Source organism: Photobacterium damselae (assembly GCF_003026815.1).
GTDB classification, from domain to species: Bacteria; Pseudomonadota; Gammaproteobacteria; order Enterobacterales; family Vibrionaceae; genus Photobacterium; species Photobacterium damselae.
In genome coordinates this window covers 40,253-60,471 of the sequence record NZ_PYOG01000024.1, presented here as the reverse complement: position 1 = coordinate 60,471, position 20,219 = coordinate 40,253, and the positions used below count along the sequence as shown (strand labels likewise).

Below are 20,219 nucleotides of genomic sequence, written 5' to 3'. Positions count from 1 at the left end.
TTGGTGTTCTTCTACGTGGTACTAAGCGTGACGAAGTTGAGCGTGGTCAAGTTCTAGCTAAGCCTGGTTCAATCACTCCACACACTACTTTCACTTCAGAAATCTATGTTCTTTCTAAAGATGAAGGCGGTCGTCACACTCCATTCTTCAAAGGTTACCGTCCACAGTTCTACTTCCGTACAACTGACGTAACTGGTACTATCGAGCTACCAGAAGGCGTTGAAATGGTAATGCCTGGTGATAACATCTCTATGACTGTTACTCTAATCGCTCCTATCGCGATGGACGAAGGTCTACGCTTCGCAATCCGCGAAGGTGGCCGTACAGTTGGTGCTGGTGTTGTTGCTACAATCATCGCTTAATTTGCGGTTTCCGAGCACAGTTCGCCGAATTAACGTTTGACGAGCATGCACAAAAAAGGGCATCATCTGATGCCCTTTTTCTGCGTTTCTGTTTTGAATAGTGTAAATAATGTTCAAAATAGCGTAGAGTTAACGATAGAGTGATGAAGTTTCAAGGATTTTGCGTCCCTTCGTCTTAGACCTCGCATCAGCGGGGTAATTTTCGTCTATATTAAGACTAGTTACAGGTTGGTTGTATGAACGCGAATGCCGAGAACGAAAACCAAGAAAGCCAAAGCAAAATGGATGGCCTTAAGTGGCTCGTCGTTTTTGCTTTGCTAGCCGCCGCAGTGGTTGGTAATTACCTGTACAGTGATGTTTCTGTTGTGCTTCGTGTATCTGGTATAGTTGCATTAGTTGCAATTGCTGGTATTACGGCTGCATTTACAGCAAAAGGTAAAGCCGCGATTACGTTTGCTCGTGAAGCGCGCATGGAAGTCCGCAAAGTGGTATGGCCTACTCGTCAGGAAGCTACGCAGACAACCTTTATCGTACTAGCAGTCACTGTAGTTATGGCGTTGGCCCTTTGGGGGATTGACGGCATTATGGTCCGTTTAGTGCGCCTAGTTACTGGCGTATGAGGTAAGTATTCATGAGCGAAGCTCCAAAAAAACGATGGTATGTAGTGCAGGCCTTTTCTGGTTTTGAAGGTCGAGTAGCACAATCACTACGTGAGCACATCAAAATGCATGGCATGGAAGAGTACTTTGAAGAAGTGCTTGTGCCTACAGAAGAAGTTGTGGAAGTTCGTGCTGGTCAGCGCCGCAAGAGCGAGCGTAAATTCTTCCCAGGTTACGTGCTTGTACAGATGGTGATGAATGATGAAACATGGCACCTAGTACGTAGTATTCCTCGTGTAATGGGGTTCATCGGCGGTACTTCAGATCGTCCAGCTCCGATTTCTGATAAAGAAGCGGATGCGATTCTGAACCGTCTACAGAAAGCTAGTGAATCACCAGTACATAAAACAGTATTTGAGCCAGGCGAAGTTGTTCGCGTTACTGATGGCCCATTTGCTGACTTCAACGGTGTGGTTGAGGAAGTGGATTACGATAAGAGCCGCGTTAAGGTTTCTGTCTCTATCTTCGGCCGTGCAACACCAGTTGAGCTTGAGTTTGGTCAAGTAGAAAAGAACTGATCAATAAATAAGCACACAGTCTTGTCAAGGGCGTAGAATTGATCTACAATTCTGCGCCCTTTCGTTAGACGGGGAGTCTATTTGTTTCTAAATAGACGCTTGAACCCAAAAATAGGTATATAGCAATGGCTAAAAAAGTAGAAGCTTACATCAAGCTGCAAGTTGCAGCTGGTATGGCAAACCCAAGTCCACCAGTTGGTCCAGCTCTTGGTCAACACGGTGTGAACATCATGGAATTCTGTAAAGCGTTTAACGCTAAGACTGACTCTCTAGAGAAAGGTCTTCCAACTCCAGTAGTTATTACAGTATACAGTGACCGTTCTTTCACTTTCATCACTAAGACTCCACCTGCTGCTGTTCTTCTTAAGAAAGCTGCTGGCGTTAAGTCTGGCTCTGGCCGTCCTAACACTGAGAAAGTTGGTACTGTAACTGAAGCTCAGATCCAAGAGATCGCTGAGACTAAAGCTGCAGATATGACTGGTGCTGACATTGAAGCTATGAAGCGTTCAATTGCTGGTACTGCTCGCTCAATGGGCCTAGTGGTAGAGGGTTAATAGAATGGCTAAACTGACTAAGCGCATGCGCGTGATCCGTGAGAAAGTTGATGTAACTCGTGAATACGATATCAACGAAGCTGTTGCTCTTCTAAAAGAACTAGCTACTGCTAAGTTCGTAGAAAGTGTTGACGTAGCTGTTAACCTTGGCATTGATGCACGTAAATCAGACCAAAACGTACGTGGTGCAACTGTACTACCAAACGGTACTGGTCGTGACATCCGTGTTGCTGTATTTACTCAAGGCGCTAACGCAGAAGCTGCGAAAGAAGCTGGTGCTGAGCTAGTAGGTATGGAAGATCTTGCTGAGCAAGTTAAGAAAGGCGAAATGAACTTCGACGTAGTTATCGCATCTCCAGATGCAATGCGCGTTGTAGGTCAGCTTGGTACTATTCTTGGTCCTCGCGGTCTTATGCCAAACCCTAAAGTTGGTACTGTAACTCCTAACGTTGCTGAAGCTGTTAAGAACGCTAAAGCAGGTCAGGTTCGTTACCGTAACGACAAGAACGGTATCATTCACACTACTATCGGTAAAGTGAGCTTTGATGCTGCTCAACTTAAAGAGAACCTAGAAGCACTTCTAGTTGCTCTTAAGCGTGCAAAACCATCTTCAGCTAAAGGTACTTTCATCAAGAAAGTAAGCATCTCTACTACTATGGGTGCTGGTGTAGCTGTTGATCAAAACACGTTAGAAACTAACGCAAGCTAATTGCGGAAACGTCAGATTACTGTATAATCTGGCGTTTCAGAATTCGTGGCTGAGGTCGTATTTTCGACCTCCGTCAAAGACCGTAGGTGTTCATCAGAACTTAATATTACCTACGTAGACGGTGCCAGAACATGATTGATTTATATCTTTCAAGGATCTGCGCCGTACAAGCTCTTCTTATCTTATATAAGAAGTGGTGTAAATAAAACCAGGAGCAAATCCAATGGCATTAAATCTTCAAGACAAAAAAGCAATTGTTGCTGAAGTCAACGAAGCTGCCAATGGTGCCCTGTCTGCAGTTGTAGCTGACTCTCGCGGTGTTGCTGTAGGTGCGATGACTACTTTACGTAAACAAGCTCGTGAAAACGGCGTTTACCTAAAAGTTGTTCGTAACACCCTAGCACGTCGTGCTGTTGAAGGTACTGATTTCGAATGTCTACAAGACGTTTTCGTTGGTCCTTCACTAATCGGTTTCTCTAATGAGCACCCAGGTGCTGCAGCGCGTCTTTTCAAAGACTTCGCTAAAGAGAATAAAGATTTTGAGATCAAAGCTGCTGCATTCGAAGGCGCTATTGCTAACGTTGAAGTACTAGCAACTCTACCAACATACGACGAAGCTATCGCACGCTTAATGATGTGCATGAAAGAAGCGTCTGCTGGTAAACTTGTACGTACTATCGCTGCAGTACGTGATCAGAAAGAAGAAGCTGCTGCTTAATTGCAGAGTTTTATCTGATTGCTATTTAAACTATTTGTTGACTTTTAAAGAGAATTGTTATGTCTATCACTAACGAGCAAATCCTAGACGCAGTTGCAGAAATGTCTGTAATGCAAGTTGTTGAACTAATCGAAGCTATGGAAGAGAAGTTCGGTGTTACTGCTGCAGCTGCAGTTGTAGCAGGCGGCGCAGCAGCAGAAGCTGCTGAAGAGCAAACTGAATTCGACGTAATTCTAACAGCTTGTGGCGCTAACAAAGTTGCTGTAATCAAAGCAGTACGTGGCGCAACTGGCCTAGGTCTTAAAGAAGCTAAAGCTGTAGTAGACGGCGCTCCAGCACCTCTAAAAGAAGGCGTTGAGAAAGCTGAAGCTGAAGCTCTTAAAGCTCAACTAGAAGAAGCTGGTGCTTCTGTTGAAATCAAATAATAACTATTTGATTTCATAGCCTTTTAAGGCTATTGGCTGGTGGCAAAAATGCCACCGGCCTTTTTGCGCTATAGGGTTGTGGTATTTTTCACCTTGTTTTGTACCCACAATCTACGCAAAAAATAGTTTGATACCTCAAGCTATTTCCTACCATAAACAATGATTAGTCACTGCCCAAAAGTTATAGTGGGTAGTTGGATCACTTATCAGCGATCTGAGGAACCTATGGTTTACTCTTATACCGAGAAAAAGCGTATCCGTAAGGATTTTGGTAAGCGTCCACAAGTTTTGGATGCACCATACTTGCTGTCGATCCAGCTTGATTCTTTCCAAAAATTCATCGAGCAGGATCCAGAAGGGCATTACGGTCTAGAAGCTGCTTTTCGCTCTGTTTTCCCTATCCAGAGCTACAATGGCAATTCCGAGCTGCAATACGTTAGCTATCGTCTCGGCGAGCCGGTCTTCGATGTGAAAGAATGTCAGATTCGTGGCGTTACTTACTCAGCTCCACTTCGTGTGAAGCTTCGTCTTGTTATGTATGATAAAGACGCGCCGGCTGGAACCGTAAAAGACATTAAAGAACAAGAAGTGTACATGGGTGAAATTCCACTCATGACTGATAACGGTACGTTCGTTATTAACGGAACCGAGAGGGTTATCGTATCCCAGTTGCACCGTAGCCCGGGTGTCTTCTTCGACAGCGATAAGGGTAAGACCCACTCCTCAGGTAAAGTGCTATATAACGCGCGCGTAATCCCATACCGTGGTTCATGGTTGGATTTCGAATTCGATCCTAAGGATAGTGTTTTTGTCCGTATCGACCGTCGTCGTAAGCTTCCTGCATCAATTATTCTACGTGCACTAGGCTACACTACAGACCAAATCCTTGACATGTTCTTCGAGAAAGTGAAGTTCGAAGTTCAAGGTAAATCTCTAGTGATGGAACTTGTTCCTGATCGCCTACGTGGTGAAACTGCAAGCTTTGATATCGAAGCTAACGGTACTGTATACGTAGAAAAAGGTCGTCGTATTACTGCTCGTCATATTCGTCAACTAGCGAAAGACGGCGTAGATCATATCGAAGTACCTGTTGAATACATCGTTGGCAAAGTTGCTGCTAAAGACTACGTTAACGAAGCAACTGGCGAACTGATTGCTGCTGCAAACCAAGAGCTAAGCCTAGAATCTCTAGCGCTATTGTCTCAGGCTGGCCACAAGTCTATTGAAGTTCTATTTACGAACGATCTAGACCACGGTCCATACATGTCTGATACGCTACGTATTGATAGCACAACAGACCGTCTAAGTGCGTTAGTAGAAATCTACCGCATGATGCGTCCTGGCGAGCCACCAACACGTGAAGCAGCAGAACAACTGTTTGAAAGCTTATTCTTCTCAGAAGAGCGTTACGATCTATCTGCTGTAGGTCGTATGAAGTTCAACAGTTCTCTACTTCGTGATGAGACTACAGGTCCAGGCACTCTAGACAACCAAGACATCATCGATGTGATGCGTAAGCTGATCGATATTCGTAACGGTAAAGGTGAAGTTGATGATATCGACCACCTTGGTAACCGTCGTATCCGTTCAGTTGGCGAAATGGCTGAGAACCAATTCCGCGTTGGTCTAGTTCGTGTTGAGCGTGCAGTTAAAGAGCGTCTAAGCCTTGGTGACCTTGATGCAATCATGCCTCAAGATCTTATCAACGCTAAGCCTATTTCTGCGGCAGTTAAAGAGTTCTTTGGCTCTTCTCAGCTGTCTCAGTTTATGGACCAGAACAACCCACTGTCAGAAGTTACTCACAAACGTCGTATCTCGGCGCTTGGTCCAGGTGGTCTGACTCGTGAGCGTGCTGGTTTCGAAGTTCGAGACGTTCACGCAACGCACTACGGTCGTCTATGTCCGATCGAAACGCCTGAAGGTCCAAACATCGGTTTGATCAACTCGCTATCTGTATTTGCGCGTTGTAACCCATACGGCTTCTTAGAAACTCCATACCGCAAAGTGGTAGATGGTAAAGTTTCTGAAGAGATCGAATACCTATCAGCAATTGAAGAAGGTCAATACGTTATTGCACAGGCAAACGCCGCGCTTAACGAAGATGGCTCTTTTGCTGATGAACTGATCACTGCTCGTCAGAAAGGTGATTCAGGTCTGCACCCACGTGACCATGTTCAGTACATGGACGTTGCAACTAACCAGGTTGTATCTGTGGCGGCATCTCTGATCCCATTCCTAGAACACAACGATGCTAACCGTGCCCTAATGGGTGCGAACATGCAACGTCAGGCAGTTCCAACTATCCGTGCTGATAAGCCGCTAGTAGGTACTGGTATTGAACGTCAAATCGGTGTTGATTCAGGTGTTACTGCCGTAGCTAAACGTGGTGGTCAAGTTCAGTTTGTAGATGCATCTCGTATCGTTATCAAAGTTAACGATGATGAGTTGATCCCTGGTGAAGCAGGTATCGATATCTACAACCTAACTAAATACACTCGTTCTAACCAGAACACATGTATTAACCAGCGTCCATGTGTAATGGTTGGTGAACCAGTTGCTCGTGGCGATGTGCTAGCTGATGGTCCATCAACAGACCTTGGTGAACTAGCGCTTGGTCAAAACATGCGTATCGCGTTCATGCCTTGGAACGGTTACAACTTCGAGGACTCCATCCTTGTTTCAGAGCGTGTTGTTCAGGAAGATCGCCTAACAACAATCCACATCCAAGAGCTTTCTTGTGTGGCGCGTGATACTAAGCTAGGTGCTGAAGAAATTACTGCCGATATCCCTAACGTGGGTGAAGCAGCACTTTCTAAGCTGGACGAATCAGGTATCGTTTACATTGGTGCTGAAGTTAAGGGTGGCGACATCCTAGTTGGTAAAGTGACACCTAAGGGTGAAACTCAGCTAACTCCTGAAGAGAAGCTACTACGTGCTATCTTCGGTGAAAAAGCGTCTGATGTTAAAGATTCATCTCTACGCGTTCCTGGTAGTGTGACTGGTACTGTTATCGACGTACAAGTATTCACTCGTGATGGCGTAGAAAAAGACAAGCGTGCTCTTGAAATCGAAGAGATGCAGCTAAAAGAAGCGAAGAAAGATCTTACAGAAGAATTCCAGATCCTTGAGGGTGGTCTTCTTGCTCGTGTTCGTACTCTTCTGCTTGCTTCTGGTTACAGTGAAGACAAGATTGCTTCAATGGACCGTGAGAAGCTATTTGCTCAGACTCTTGATGACGAAGCACTACAGAACCAGTTGGAACAGCTTGCAGAGCAGTATGATGAACTGAAAGCTGAGTTCGATAAGAAGTTTGAGACTAAGCGTCGTAAGATCACTCAAGGTGATGACCTAGCACCAGGCGTACTTAAGATTGTTAAAGTATACCTAGCTGTTAAGCGTCGTATTCAACCTGGTGATAAGATGGCGGGTCGTCACGGTAACAAGGGTGTTATCTCTAAGATCAACCCTGTTGAAGACATGCCGTACGATGAGAAAGGTCAAACTGTTGATATCGTACTGAACCCACTGGGCGTACCATCTCGTATGAACATCGGTCAGATCCTAGAGACTCACTTAGGTCTTGCGGCGAAAGGTATCGGTGACAAGATCAACGAGATGATGAAGCAGCAGCAGGAACTTCACAAGATTCGTGAATTCCTACAGCGTGTATACGATCTAGGCGATACTCGTCAGAAAGTAGATATTGCTCTGCTATCAGACGAAGAAGTGCTGACTCTTGCTCAGAACCTTCGTAAAGGTCTACCAATTGCAACACCTGTATTTGATGGTGCTCCAGAAGCATCAATCAAAGAGTTGCTACAACTTGGTGATCTTCCATCGTCTGGTCAGCTTCAGTTGTTCGATGGCCGTACTGGTAATCCGTTTGAGCGTCCTGTAACTGTTGGTTACATGTACATGCTGAAACTGAACCACTTGGTTGACGATAAGATGCACGCCCGTTCTACCGGTTCTTACAGCCTTGTTACTCAGCAACCACTTGGTGGTAAAGCTCAGTTCGGTGGTCAGCGTTTCGGTGAGATGGAAGTGTGGGCGCTTGAAGCATATGGCGCAGCATATACTCTACAAGAGATGTTAACTGTTAAGTCGGATGACGTTAACGGCCGTACTAAGATGTATAAGAACATCGTTGACGGCGATCATCGTATGGAACCAGGTATGCCGGAATCATTCAACGTATTGTTGAAAGAAATCCGCTCGTTGGGTATTAACATCGAGCTGGAAGACGAATAAGTTAGACTAGTCATCTATACTTACTAGTTACTCCGGTATAAATATGAAGGCGCCAGATGACTGGCGCCTTTATGGGTCAACTCCTCACAGGAGCCGAATGTGAAAGACTTACTTAAGTTTCTGAAAGCACAACATAAGACCGAAGAATTTGATGCGATCAAAATCGGTCTAGCTTCACCTGACATGATCCGTTCATGGTCTTTTGGTGAAGTTAAAAAGCCAGAAACCATTAACTACCGTACCTTTAAGCCTGAGCGTGACGGTCTTTTCTGTGCACGTATCTTTGGCCCGGTTAAAGATTACGAGTGTCTTTGTGGCAAATACAAGCGCCTAAAGCACCGTGGTGTTATCTGTGAAAAATGTGGTGTTGAAGTTACTCAGACCAAAGTACGTCGTGAGCGTATGGGTCACATTGAGCTTGCTTCACCTGTTGCCCACATCTGGTTCCTAAAATCGCTACCATCTCGTATCGGTTTGCTAATGGACATGCCACTACGTGATATCGAGCGTGTACTTTACTTCGAATCTTACGTAGTAATCGAACCAGGTATGACCAACCTTGAGCGTAGCCAGCTGCTTTCTGAAGAGCAGTACCTAGATGCGCTTGAAGAGTGGGGCGACGAATTTGACGCTAAGATGGGTGCAGAAGCGGTTAAAGCACTATTGGCCAATATGGACCTTAATGCTGAAATCGAACTTATGCGCGAAGAGTTAGAAGAAACTAACTCTGAAACTAAGCGTAAGAAGCTAACTAAGCGTTTGAAGCTAGTTGAAGCATTTGTACAGTCAGGCAACAACCCTGAGTGGATGATCCTATCTGTACTGCCAGTTCTTCCACCGGATCTTCGTCCGTTGGTACCGCTAGATGGTGGCCGTTTCGCGACTTCAGATCTTAACGATCTATACCGTCGTGTAATCAACCGTAACAACCGTCTAAAGCGTCTGCTTGACTTAGCTGCTCCTGATATCATCGTACGTAACGAAAAGCGTATGCTGCAGGAGTCTGTAGATGCATTGCTTGATAACGGTCGTCGTGGTCGCGCAATTACAGGTTCTAACAAGCGTCCTCTGAAATCTTTGGCTGATATGATCAAAGGTAAGCAGGGTCGTTTCCGTCAGAACTTGCTTGGTAAGCGTGTAGACTACTCAGGTCGTTCTGTTATCACAGTAGGTCCATACCTGCGTCTGCACCAGTGTGGTCTTCCTAAGAAGATGGCACTTGAGCTATTTAAACCATTTATCTACGGTAAGCTAGAGACTCGTGGTCTTGCGACTACAATCAAAGCTGCTAAGAAGATGGTTGAGCGTGAAGAAGCAGTTGTTTGGGATATCCTAGACGAAGTAATTCGCGAACACCCAGTAATGCTAAACCGTGCGCCGACACTGCACCGTCTTGGTATTCAGGCATTTGAACCGATCCTAATCGAAGGTAAAGCGATTCAGCTTCACCCACTAGTGTGTGCGGCATACAACGCCGACTTCGATGGTGACCAGATGGCGGTTCACTTACCATTGACTCTAGAAGCACAGCTAGAAGCACGTGCTCTTATGATGTCGACTAACAACATCCTATCGCCTGCGTCAGGTGATCCGATCATTGTACCTTCTCAGGACGTTGTATTGGGTCTTTACTACATGACGCGTGACATGATCAACGCGAAGGGTGAAGGCATGTACCTAGCTGGTTCTGCTGAAGCTGAAAAAGCTTACCGTACTGGTTCTGCAGCTCTACACGCTCGTGTAAAAGTTCGCATTACTGAGTACAAGAAGGACGAGCAAGGTAACCTAACTCCAGAAACTAAGCTGGTTGATACGACTGTTGGTCGTGCAATGCTATGGACTATCGTACCGAAAGGTCTGCCATACAGCCTAGTGAACACTGAAGCTTTAGGTAAGAAGCAAATTTCTAAACTGCTTAACACTTGTTACCGTGAATTGGGTATGAAAGAGACTGTAGTCTTTGCTGACCAAATCATGTACACAGGTTTTGCATATGCGGCACTTTCTGGTGTTTCTGTTGGTATCGACGATATGGTTGTACCAGAAGCGAAATACACTAAGATCGCAGAAGCAGAAGCAGAAGTTGCAGAGATCCAAGAACAGTTCCAGTCTGGTCTTGTTACTGCTGGCGAACGTTACAACAAAGTTATCGATATCTGGGCAACAGCAAACGAACAAGTTGCTAAAGCTATGATGGATAACCTGTCTTTCGAAACTGTTATTAACCGTGACGGTGAAGAAGAACAGCAGAAGTCGTTCAACAGCGTATACATGATGGCCGACTCAGGTGCTCGTGGTTCTGCCGCTCAGATTCGTCAGCTTGCTGGTATGCGTGGTCTGATGGCTAAGCCGGATGGCTCAATCATCGAAACGCCGATCACTGCGAACTTCCGTGAAGGTCTAAACGTACTTCAGTACTTTATCTCTACTCACGGTGCTCGTAAGGGTCTTGCGGATACCGCACTTAAGACTGCGAACTCAGGTTACCTAACTCGTCGTTTAGTAGACGTAGCACAAGACGTTGTAATTACAGCGGATGACTGTGGTACTCACGGTGGTATCTCTATGATGCCTCTGATCGAAGGTGGTGATGTTAAAGAAGCACTACGTGACCGTGTTCTAGGTCGTGTGGTTGTTGAAGACGTTCTAAAACCAGGTACAGAAGAAGTTCTTATCCCTCGTAACACCCTAATCGATGAGAAGTGGTGTGACATTATCGATGCGAACTCTGTTGACCTAGTTAAAGTACGTTCTGTGGTTACCTGTGAGAACGACTTCGGTTGTTGTAAGCTATGTTACGGTCGTGACCTAGCTCGTGGTCACCTAGTGAACACTGGTGAAGCCGTTGGTGTTGTTGCAGCACAGTCAATCGGTGAACCGGGTACACAGCTTACCATGCGTACGTTCCACATCGGTGGTGCGGCATCGGCAGCTGCTGCTGAAAACAGCATCCAGGTTAAGAACAACGGTTCTGTGAAACTACAGAATGCTAAGTTCGTAATCAACGGTGAAGGTAAACTAGTTATTACTTCTCGTGCGTCTGAAATGACCATCATTGATGAGTTTGGCCGTACGAAAGAAAACTACAAACTACCATACGGTTCTCACCTAACTAAGAACGACGGTGATGAGGTTAAAGCTGGCGAAGTTATCGCTAACTGGGACCCACACACAATGCCAATCATCACTGAAGTGGCAGGTCGTATCCAGTTTGTTGACCTAATCGATGGTGTGACTGTATCTCGTCAAACTGATGAGCTAACTGGTCTATCTATGATTACCGTACTTGACGCTGCAGAGCGTACAGGTGCAGGTAAAGATATGCGTCCAACTGTTAAACTAGTTGATGAAAACGGTAACGATGTAATGATCTCTGGTACTGAAATTCCAGCTCAATACTTCCTACCTGGTAAAGCAATCATCCAACTAGATGACGGTGCTCTTGTGGGCATTGGTGATACGCTAGCTCGTATCCCTCAGGCATCTGGCGGTACTAAAGATATCACCGGTGGTCTACCACGAGTTGCTGACCTATTCGAAGCTCGTAAGCCTAAAGAACCAGCAATCCTTGCGGAAATTACTGGTACTGTTTCTTTCGGTAAAGAAACTAAAGGTAAGCGTCGTCTAATCCTGACTCCTGCAGAGGGTCAGCCATACGAAGAGATGATTCCTAAGTGGCGTCAGCTTAACGTATTCGAAGGCGATAAAGTTGAGAAAGGTGACGTAATCGCTGATGGTCCAGAGTCTCCACACGATATCCTACGACTACGTGGCGTGTTCGCAGTAGCAGAATACATCGTGAACGAGGTTCAGGAAGTTTACCGTCTTCAGGGCGTTAAGATTAACGATAAGCACATCGAAACGATCATTCGTCAGATGCTGCGTAAGGTAACAATCACAGCTCCTGGTGATTCTGAGTTCCTAGAAGGTGAGCAGGTAGAATACTCTCGTGTAACTATCGCGAACCGTCAGCTAGAAGCTGAAGGCAAAACTCCTGCAGCATATGCTCGTGACCTACTAGGTATCACTAAAGCATCGCTAGCAACAGAATCATTCATCTCTGCTGCGTCGTTCCAGGAAACGACTCGCGTACTAACAGAAGCTGCAGTTTCTGGTAAGCGTGATGATCTACGTGGTCTGAAAGAGAACGTTATTGTTGGTCGTCTGATCCCAGCTGGTACTGGTTTCGCACACCACCAACGACGTCAACGTAGCCGTGATGCTGAGTTCGAGCCAGTAGCACCTCAGATCGATGCTGAACAAGCATCACAAGATCTAGCTGCACTGCTTAACGCAGGTCTTAGCGACGAAGATTAATCTTGCCGCGACAAGATAAAATAAAAGGCACCCTCGGGTGCCTTTTTTATTGGCTATTTTTTATATTATCCATTTCGCAACGTTTAATTATGTTGCTAGACATATCTAAACCATCGAGCATTTAAGCTGGTGGCTAGGCGCCTGGTGGGTAAGATAGGCTGTCACTAATCAGTTCTATTAACCTATCTTCTAAGGCAAAGCGTACTTCTAATAACTCACCTAGATCGGAAATATGCTGATTGAAATTAGCCAGATTATCATCATCATTGATAGCGACATAAGCTTCTGCAAAATTCAGCAATGGCTCTGTCGTCAGAGAAATTTTCTGATAGTGAGCTGAGATCTCTTCAGTAGGCGAATAGCCAGTTTGATGCCAGCGTTCCATCACCATATCGTATATTTTGAAGTGACCAGCGGAGATGTAGTCGATGAGCTGTTCACAAAAGAAGGTGAGTTGTTCTGGTGTAGGAAGATGATTTCGTGCAGATTGATTGGGTGGTAAACCTGCCAATTTGCAGTAATCAATTAGCAGTTGTTGGCGCATCATTAGCCATTGGTCGATGACATCATTATGACCGCCCCATTCTTTTTTGACCTGTTCGAATTTACTTAGCATGAGCGTTCCCTCATGATCTCATGTAAGGTAACCTAGTTACACATTACGACAACGATCGTTTCTCTAATCGAATATAGAGAGCCTTAAGGAATCATTTCCTTATATAAGGTTAGATTGCCAGTAAACGTATTTTCCTGCAAGGACGGATGTGACATTCATGTTAAAAAAGAGAGATACTGCATATTGGTGCCTAGTTGATGATCAGGGCATTTTATTGATAAATCATGATCTTCCTTGTCTAAGTGCCGAAGCGTTAGGGATAGATCCTAAAATTGCGCATCATATTGGTGAGTTTAATCATATCCCTGTTTATGCCATTTATGCCCCGCCTCAGCTTGAACTTGGTGAGTATCGATCCTTGCGTGACTTACTTTTTCTTCCTTCCCCTTTGTTCAATCTAGCTTCAAGAGCGATGGAGTTGGGATATATGCAAAAGAGTCAGCGTTTTTGTACTCAATGTGGAGGGGCATTAACGTTCACTCCTGATGAAAATGCTATGCGGTGTCAACAGTGCCATATGGTTCATTATCCACGTTTATCGCCTTGTATTATTGTGGCAGTACGCAAAGACGAATCTATTCTATTGGCCCAACACCCACGTCATAAAAATGGAATGTACACGGTGATCGCCGGGTTTGTTGAAGCAGGTGAAACACTGGAGCAATGTGTGGCTCGGGAAGTCTTCGAAGAGACCGGAATAGTTGTTGATAATATCCAGTATATAGGTAGTCAACCTTGGGCTTTTCCATCGAACTTAATGATGGCTTTTGTGGCGGATTATCAAAGTGGCGAATTAAAGCCCGATTATGCCGAGCTAACAGATGCGATTTGGGCCCATTATCAACAACTCCCACCTGTTGCACCGAAAGGAACGATTGCCCGAGAACTGATTGAGCAGACATTATTGCGGATCAAACAGGGAAAAGATCAGCAGAATTGACGCTTTTTTGCTATAGTTTGCCCATTTCTTACCGAGTGATTATCCCTATTAGTCCATCGTTTTGCTAAATGGTGCTAATCGGTATAACGCGTTCGACAGGCAAGTTATTTTATGGTCTATTGTGGCCCCTTAGTGACCTTTTAGGCTAATCAGAATCGTTGGAGTCTCTAATGAGCGAATTAAAGAATGACCGCTATCTACGTGCGTTGTTAAAACAGCCGGTAGACTGCACACCCGTATGGATGATGCGTCAAGCAGGCCGTTACCTACCTGAATACCGAGCAACCCGTAGTGTTGCAGGTGACTTTATGTCGCTATGTAAAAATGCAGAGTTAGCCAGTGAGGTGACTTTGCAACCGTTGCGTCGTTTTGAGTTAGATGCAGCGATTTTGTTCTCTGATATTCTGACAATCCCTGATGCGATGGGTTTAGGCCTATACTTTGAAGCAGGTGAAGGTCCAAAATTTGAGCGTCCTATTACTTGTAAAGCCGACGTAGACAAGATTGGTCTTCCTGATCCTGAAGGCGAACTACAATACGTTATGAATGCCGTTCGTCAGATCCGTAAAGATTTGCAAGGCCAAGTGCCATTGATCGGCTTCTCGGGTAGTCCGTGGACATTGGCAACTTACATGGTTGAAGGTGGTAGCTCAAAGGCTTTCACTAAGATCAAAAAGATGATGTATGCCGAGCCTCAAACTTTACACCTATTGTTAGATAAACTAGCAGACAGTGTCATTGAATACTTAAATGCTCAGATTAAAGCTGGTGCACAAGCTGTTATGGTATTTGATACATGGGGTGGTGTATTGACGCCTCGCGACTATAACGAGTTTTCTTTACGCTACATGCACAAAATTGTGGATGGCCTAATTCGCGAAAACGAAGGTCGCCGTGTACCTGTGACGCTATTTACGAAAAATGGAGGCATGTGGCTTGAGCAGATCGCAGCAACCGGTTGTGATGGTGTTGGTTTAGACTGGACTATTGATATTGCAGAAGCAAAACGTCGCATTGGTGATAAAGTTGCTCTGCAAGGTAACATGGATCCATCAATGCTGTACGCTCAACCTGAACGTATTCGTCAAGAAGTGGCGACTATCTTAGAAGGATTTGGTGACGGTGGTACAGGTCATGTGTTTAACCTTGGCCATGGTATTCATTTAGATGTTCCACCTGAAAATGCTGAAGTTTTTGTTAATGCGGTTCATGAGCTTTCTAAGCCATACCATAAATAAGCATTAACCAATCTAAATTATAGAGCCCATACCATGTTGCCGTGGTGTGGGCTTTTTTTTATCTATTATTAATCAAAGACAGAAAGAAAAGATCACCGAGGATCCTTAACTAGATCCCAATTGTTATTAAAAATAGCGTAATTTAACAAGTCAGTATCCTTTGCTGAAGTCAATTTGATAATTGAGTGTCTGATTATTTAGCCACTTAATATAGTTTAGTTTAAATATTTCAAAAACTTGTGCAGGAAAGCTCTCGGCTGCAATGTGAGGGGTAATAGAGATCTGAGGATGGTCCCATAATTTGGAGTTTTGCTCCAACGGTTCGGTTTTAAATACATCTAAATAAGCATGGTGGATCTGATCGCGATCCAATGCTTGATAAAGATCGGCAATATTAACCGCATTACCACGTCCAACATTAAACAGTAGGGCTTGATGGCAGTGGCTAAACGTTTGGTGATTAAAAAGATCGGTGGTATCGCTGGTGGCAGGAACAACAGACACTATCACATCTGCTTGTTCTAACGCTTGCGAGAGTTGGGCGGTGGCATAAATACGATCAAACAGCTCACAGGGAGAGTTACCGTGACGATTAACCCCGATAACCTGACAGTGAAAAGCTTTTGCAACTTGGGCGAGCTGCTGGCCAATACTGCCTGTACCTATGATAACCAGTGTTTTACCTGCAATGGATTGATAAGGGAGGGGATGCCATTGGTGTTGCTGCTGCTGTTTGCTATATAGAGGAAAGTGTCGACTATGACTAAGCCATTGACCAAAAACATATTCTGCAATTAGAGGACCAAAACAGCCTCGCACATTTGTTAGGTGATAATCTTGTCGTAATTGTGGTTTGGTTAAGGCATCAATACCGGCAAATGTTGATTGTAACCATTTTAATTGCGGATAATCATCGAGATAAGCTGCGATCTCTGGTGGATCTGCTAGAATGATCGTCGCTTGCTTGGGATCATTGGTGATTTCAAGTAAGGGTAGAGGTGTCGCAGCTAAAAGACGTTCATAGGCTTGTTGTTGCCGTGAGACGATCGCTAGTTTGTGCATATGTATTCCCTTTATGATTTTATAAGCAGAGTCCTTGCTGATAACTATCGCAGATTATCCTATGTTAAAAAACCCAATCCAGCTTCGTCTTGAAAAACTTGAACCTTGGCAACATCTAACGTTTATGGCTTCTTTATGTGAGCGTATGTACCCAAACTACGCTTTCTTCTGTGCAGAAACTGATTTTGCTGATGCTCGTCAATATCGCTCAATCTTAGACAGCATTTGGGAGTTGTTAACGGTTAAGAGTGCCAAAATCAACTTTGAAAACCAGTTAGAGAAACTGGAAGAGTTAGTCCCTGTTGCTGATGATTTCGATCTGTATGCGGTCAATCCTGCTATTGATGCGTGTATGGCACTTGCTGATCTACTGCACGCTTTACTTGATCGTGACCTGATGCTCGAAACGGTATTAAAAATTAGCTCGTTGTCAGTAGATACTGTGGCTGATTTAGAACAAGCACGAGAAGGTATCGAAATTACCAATGACAACCAAAAACAGTGTGAAGCCGTTTGTGTTGAATGGGATATGCAGTGGGCGATTTTCCGCGCATTGAAAGAAGCAGAGAAGCGCGATATTGAATTGATCAAAGGTCTTCGCCGCGAACTTCGTGAAGACGGTGTCAGCAATATTGGCATTGCTTTATAACAGCTATTAATAGATCGCGTAGTGATCATATAGAAGAGGAGATAATGTTCTCCTCTTTTTTTGTCTCTTTTTTAAGCAAAAAATAGCTTTCATAAAGTAAGCTAGTGTGAAATATGAGCAATTGTTTTGTTTGTGTTTGGTATTTGGTGAATTTGTTAAGTTTTAAATTCTGATTTTTAACTTGAAAGCCAGTGAATCCAACTGATTTTTAGCTTAATTGTAACCCATCTTACTTATTTTATTTTGTCGCTTGTGTTTGTATTTTGTCCCCTTTATAACTAAAAGGGTCGACAGGGAGTAATGAGCTTCTTGTCATTGTTTGTCAGCTAACGCAGTAGGAATCGCCATGAACTGTTTTTCAGTACACAGCTTAGATGCGCCGCATAGCCGTATGGTTATGGCTCAATCTCTCCTTCTGCTCTCTCTGAACCTTATTTAGAGCTGGCAGGCTATACCCCAATTTCTGTCAGCTTGAGAAGAAGCTGGCAGTGACCTAACACTCTCTTATTTCACTTAACGTTTCTTCCAAGCTGAAAGGCAAACTAAGAACAAAGGAAGACTATGTTAAGTGCTCGCAACATTGCCGCTTTAGGCTTTATGACTTTCGCCATGTATCTAGGTGCAGGCAATCTAATTTTCCCTCCTTTTTTAGGCTATCAAGCTGGTGATAATTTCATGAGCGGTATGATGGGATTCCTACTAACGGGTGTAGGTCTTCCTGCTTTAGCTCTTGTGATGGTAGCTTTAGTCAAAGGCTCCGATAATTTAACCGCGGCTCTACCTAAGCCATTAGCAACAGCTTTTTGGGTTATGGTCTTTATTGTTATTGGTCCTGCATTTGTGATTCCCCGTGCCATTACTGTGGCGTATCAGTTTAGCTTTGCTCCATTTTTAGGGGATAACAGTGCTCTAGTTCCATTCTCTATTGCGTTTTGTTTGATTGTCGTGCTGTTCTCTCTATTTCCAGGCAAGTTAGTGGATACCGTGGGTAAATGGTTAACTCCTGCACTACTGGCTATTTTGGCTGTGATGGCTGTCTTTGCGTTTCTATTTCCGATGGGCAAAGTAGAAATGGCTACCGGTCCTTATGTTAATGGCGCATTTGCAGAAGGGTTAACTCAGGGATATATGACCATGGATGCCTTGGGCTCGATTGGTTTTGGCTGGGTGATTTTCCGTGCCATTAAAAGTATGGGGGTTGATTGCCCTCGAGCAACGGCTAAATACACCTTAATGGCAGCCGCTATGTACGCAGCAGCCATGGCCGCGGTTTATTTATCATTGGCTTATATTGGAACAAATAGCGCTAATTTAGGTGTTGAATTTACCAATGGTGGCGAGATCTTAACGGCGTTTACCAATCTACACTTTGGCGCATTTGGCACCATGTTATTGGGTGTTGTAATGGTGCTGGCTTGTTTGACAACGGCTATTGGTGTGACGACAGCAGGTAGTGAGTTTTACAGTCGTACCTTTAGCAAAGTGACGTACAGTAAGAGTGTATGGGTTACTATGATTCTAGCGGGTATGATTGCAAATGTGGGATTAGAGCAGTTGTTAGCCATTACCTTGCCAGCCGTTGTTGCCCTACATCCGATTGCGATTGCATTACTATTAATTGCGCCTTTGCGTAAGCAGTTATCTTCAACTATGGTGCTGGTGGCCGTAGCAACTGCAGCCGGATTTGGTATTGTAGATGCTACTCATATTTTGGGAGCTATGCCTGAAGCTGTAACGGCTTGGTGTGAACACAATTTACCGCTTTATCATTATTATGCGAGTTGGGTGGTTCCAACGGTTGTAATAATTGGCTTAGGCTGGGGGGTATCAGCCGTAAATGCCTCTCGTACTGCGCCAGAGCAAGTAGTTTGTGATAATTCATAATGATGATCATCTACAACTCTGGTATGAAAAATACAAGATGAGATGAAAAACAAAAAGGGCCGCGTTTATTGCGGCCCTTTTGCTTTAATGCAGATTTTTAATTAAGCATTATTCGCTGTCTTTATTTTCAATCACGCCATGAGTGCGTTTCCATTTTTCCCAACGTTGGAACGCGAGCTGTTGCATGTCGGTATTTTTATCAGCTTCATCGACAATCTCTTCGCCTACTAAGCTTTCAAAGATATCTTCTAAGGTCACTAAACCTTGTACGGTACCGTATTCATCTACGACAAGAGTTAATTGTGAGCGTTCTTTCATTAGGCGTTCAAATGCTTGTGGTACGCTAAAAGTATTCATCACAATAGGTAATGGACGCATCAAGGTGCCCAGCTCTTTTTGGCCACGGCCCGCTTGGCTTTCTGCAAACAGCTCTAAACGGTGGACAAAACCGACGATGTTATCATTTTGCTCGCTATAAACTAATGGACGAGAAAATGGACTCTCTTTGTGCATTGAGAGAAATTCATTAATCGATTGTTCTGCATTTACACGAAATAGGACCGGACGAGGGGTCATAATTTTCGTTACGCTTACATCTCTAAATTGGAGCAAGTTAGTCAAAATTTTTGATTCGCCTTCTGCCAATTCGCCATTTTCATGAGCCAATAGTGCCATAGCTGAAATTTCATCACGCAGTTTAGGCTGTTCATGACCGCGAGATAGGCGGCGAGTAATTTGCTCAGACATCCATACCAATGGGATCAGCATGATCACCATCCAGCGTAATAGTGTGGCACTCATTGGTGCTAATTGACGCCAGTAAGTTGCACCGATGGTTTTTGGCACAATCTCAGACAGCAATAAAATGGCGATAGTTAATACGCCCGAGAATACACCAAGCCACTCACTACCAAATACGATGGTAGCTTGAGCACCTGCCGTTGCCGCACCTATGGTATGAGCAATCGTATTTAGGGTTAAGATAGAGGCGAGGGGCCTATCAATATTGTCCTTTAACGCAGTCAATTTTTCTGCGGCAGGGTGGTTTTGCTGTCTCAGTGTTGCGATGTAACTGGGTGAAATACTCAGTAGAACGGCTTCTAAAACCGAACATACAAATGAAACACCAATGGCGGTAGTGATGTAAACAGTAAGCAGTATCATGGGGATCCAAGGGTCAATGACTATAGATATTCGGCTATATTAATCGGGCTTAGAGCAGATAAATACAACTATTTACTACTTATATTTAGTAACATTTTGTGAAGCTGCGCTCACTTTGTGGTTAAAGAGTCTACAGATGAGCTAAACAATGCT

Annotated in this window: 16 protein-coding genes; 13 read left to right on the top strand and 3 right to left on the bottom strand. The window is 44.3% G+C overall.

Annotation, left to right across the window (positions count from 1 at the left end):
- The 9 genes from CTN07_RS17320 to rpoC all read left to right on the top strand — a co-directional run.
- The coding region (locus CTN07_RS17320; protein ID WP_501037822.1) for an EF-Tu C-terminal domain-related protein at positions 1 to 362 on the top strand (362 nt) is incomplete at its 5' end.
- A gap of 236 nt (positions 363 to 598) precedes the next feature.
- Complete coding sequence (secE, locus tag CTN07_RS17315; protein WP_005301853.1) at positions 599 to 982, top strand: preprotein translocase subunit SecE; 384 nt, start codon at positions 599 to 601, stop codon at positions 980 to 982.
- An 11-nt stretch (positions 983 to 993) separates the two neighbouring features.
- Positions 994 to 1,539 (top strand): transcription termination/antitermination protein NusG, encoded by a 546-nt coding sequence (nusG, locus tag CTN07_RS17310; protein WP_036764546.1) that lies wholly within the window; start codon positions 994 to 996, stop codon positions 1,537 to 1,539.
- A 125-nt stretch (positions 1,540 to 1,664) separates the two neighbouring features.
- A complete protein-coding gene (gene rplK / locus CTN07_RS17305; protein WP_005301848.1) occupies positions 1,665 to 2,093 on the top strand; it encodes a 50S ribosomal protein L11 in 429 nt (142 codons plus the stop codon).
- A 4-nt stretch (positions 2,094 to 2,097) separates the two neighbouring features.
- A complete protein-coding gene (gene rplA / locus CTN07_RS17300) occupies positions 2,098 to 2,802 on the top strand; it encodes a 50S ribosomal protein L1 (protein ID WP_005301845.1) in 705 nt (234 codons plus the stop codon).
- A 223-nt stretch (positions 2,803 to 3,025) separates the two neighbouring features.
- On the top strand, positions 3,026 to 3,520 hold the full coding sequence (gene rplJ / locus CTN07_RS17295; RefSeq protein WP_005301842.1) for a 50S ribosomal protein L10: 495 nt from the start codon (positions 3,026 to 3,028) through the stop codon (positions 3,518 to 3,520).
- A gap of 59 nt (positions 3,521 to 3,579) precedes the next feature.
- Entirely contained in the window at positions 3,580 to 3,945 is a 366-nt protein-coding gene (gene rplL / locus CTN07_RS17290; protein WP_005301839.1) for a 50S ribosomal protein L7/L12, read from the top strand.
- 225 nt (positions 3,946 to 4,170) lie between these two features.
- Positions 4,171 to 8,196, top strand: coding sequence for a DNA-directed RNA polymerase subunit beta (rpoB, locus tag CTN07_RS17285; protein ID WP_005301835.1), 4,026 nt, complete (start codon positions 4,171 to 4,173; stop codon positions 8,194 to 8,196).
- 99 nt (positions 8,197 to 8,295) lie between these two features.
- Positions 8,296 to 12,513 carry a DNA-directed RNA polymerase subunit beta' gene (gene rpoC, locus CTN07_RS17280; RefSeq protein ID WP_005301833.1) on the top strand — a complete coding sequence of 1,406 codons (4,218 nt, stop codon included), beginning with the start codon at positions 8,296 to 8,298 and terminating at the stop codon, positions 12,511 to 12,513.
- Positions 12,514 to 12,646: 133 nt separating this feature from the next.
- On the opposite strand, the gene CTN07_RS17275 is transcribed toward rpoC, so the two are convergent.
- A complete protein-coding gene (locus CTN07_RS17275) occupies positions 12,647 to 13,129 on the bottom strand; it encodes an Rsd/AlgQ family anti-sigma factor (RefSeq protein WP_036764543.1) in 483 nt (160 codons plus the stop codon).
- A 157-nt stretch (positions 13,130 to 13,286) separates the two neighbouring features.
- Here CTN07_RS17275 and nudC point away from each other — a divergent pair, with 157 nt between their 5' ends.
- Entirely contained in the window at positions 13,287 to 14,069 is a 783-nt protein-coding gene (gene nudC, locus CTN07_RS17270) for an NAD(+) diphosphatase (protein WP_036764541.1), read from the top strand.
- A gap of 170 nt (positions 14,070 to 14,239) precedes the next feature.
- Positions 14,240 to 15,307, top strand: a complete 1,068-nt coding sequence (gene hemE, locus CTN07_RS17265; protein ID WP_036764538.1) for a uroporphyrinogen decarboxylase — start codon at positions 14,240 to 14,242, stop codon at positions 15,305 to 15,307.
- Positions 15,308 to 15,457: 150 nt separating this feature from the next.
- Here hemE and CTN07_RS17260 read toward each other — a convergent pair whose 3' ends face one another.
- Entirely contained in the window at positions 15,458 to 16,369 is a 912-nt protein-coding gene (locus CTN07_RS17260; protein ID WP_005301824.1) for a D-2-hydroxyacid dehydrogenase, read from the bottom strand.
- Between the two features lie 61 nt (positions 16,370 to 16,430).
- Between CTN07_RS17260 and CTN07_RS17255 the strand changes: the two genes are divergently transcribed.
- Positions 16,431 to 17,018 carry a YjaG family protein gene (locus tag CTN07_RS17255; RefSeq protein WP_005301821.1) on the top strand — a complete coding sequence of 196 codons (588 nt, stop codon included), beginning with the start codon at positions 16,431 to 16,433 and terminating at the stop codon, positions 17,016 to 17,018.
- A gap of 561 nt (positions 17,019 to 17,579) precedes the next feature.
- Positions 17,580 to 18,902, top strand: coding sequence for a branched-chain amino acid transport system II carrier protein (gene brnQ / locus CTN07_RS17250; RefSeq protein ID WP_005301818.1), 1,323 nt, complete (start codon positions 17,580 to 17,582; stop codon positions 18,900 to 18,902).
- A 108-nt stretch (positions 18,903 to 19,010) separates the two neighbouring features.
- Here the strand turns inward: brnQ and CTN07_RS17245 are convergent, their stop codons facing one another.
- Positions 19,011 to 20,066 carry a CNNM domain-containing protein gene (locus tag CTN07_RS17245; protein WP_005301815.1) on the bottom strand — a complete coding sequence of 352 codons (1,056 nt, stop codon included), beginning with the start codon at positions 20,064 to 20,066 and terminating at the stop codon, positions 19,011 to 19,013.
- Between the last annotated feature and the right edge of the window lie 153 nt (positions 20,067 to 20,219).

Bases quoted from the DNA above. Each gene is read 5' to 3' on its own strand.
- secE (WP_005301853.1), top strand. From the start codon at position 599: ATGAACGCGAATGCCGAGAACGAAAACCAAGAAAGCCAAAGCAAAATG.
- nusG (WP_036764546.1), top strand. From the start codon at position 994: ATGAGCGAAGCTCCAAAAAAACGATGGTATGTAGTGCAGGCCTTTTCT.
- rplK (WP_005301848.1), top strand. From the start codon at position 1,665: ATGGCTAAAAAAGTAGAAGCTTACATCAAGCTGCAAGTTGCAGCTGGT.
- rplA (WP_005301845.1), top strand. From the start codon at position 2,098: ATGGCTAAACTGACTAAGCGCATGCGCGTGATCCGTGAGAAAGTTGAT.
- rplJ (WP_005301842.1), top strand. From the start codon at position 3,026: ATGGCATTAAATCTTCAAGACAAAAAAGCAATTGTTGCTGAAGTCAAC.
- rplL (WP_005301839.1), top strand. From the start codon at position 3,580: ATGTCTATCACTAACGAGCAAATCCTAGACGCAGTTGCAGAAATGTCT.
- rpoB (WP_005301835.1), top strand. From the start codon at position 4,171: ATGGTTTACTCTTATACCGAGAAAAAGCGTATCCGTAAGGATTTTGGT.
- CTN07_RS17275 (WP_036764543.1), bottom strand. From the start codon at position 13,129: ATGCTAAGTAAATTCGAACAGGTCAAAAAAGAATGGGGCGGTCATAAT.
- nudC (WP_036764541.1), top strand. From the start codon at position 13,287: ATGTTAAAAAAGAGAGATACTGCATATTGGTGCCTAGTTGATGATCAG.
- hemE (WP_036764538.1), top strand. From the start codon at position 14,240: ATGAGCGAATTAAAGAATGACCGCTATCTACGTGCGTTGTTAAAACAG.
- CTN07_RS17260 (WP_005301824.1), bottom strand. From the start codon at position 16,369: ATGCACAAACTAGCGATCGTCTCACGGCAACAACAAGCCTATGAACGT.
- CTN07_RS17255 (WP_005301821.1), top strand. From the start codon at position 16,431: ATGTTAAAAAACCCAATCCAGCTTCGTCTTGAAAAACTTGAACCTTGG.
- brnQ (WP_005301818.1), top strand. From the start codon at position 17,580: ATGTTAAGTGCTCGCAACATTGCCGCTTTAGGCTTTATGACTTTCGCC.
- CTN07_RS17245 (WP_005301815.1), bottom strand. From the start codon at position 20,066: ATGATACTGCTTACTGTTTACATCACTACCGCCATTGGTGTTTCATTT.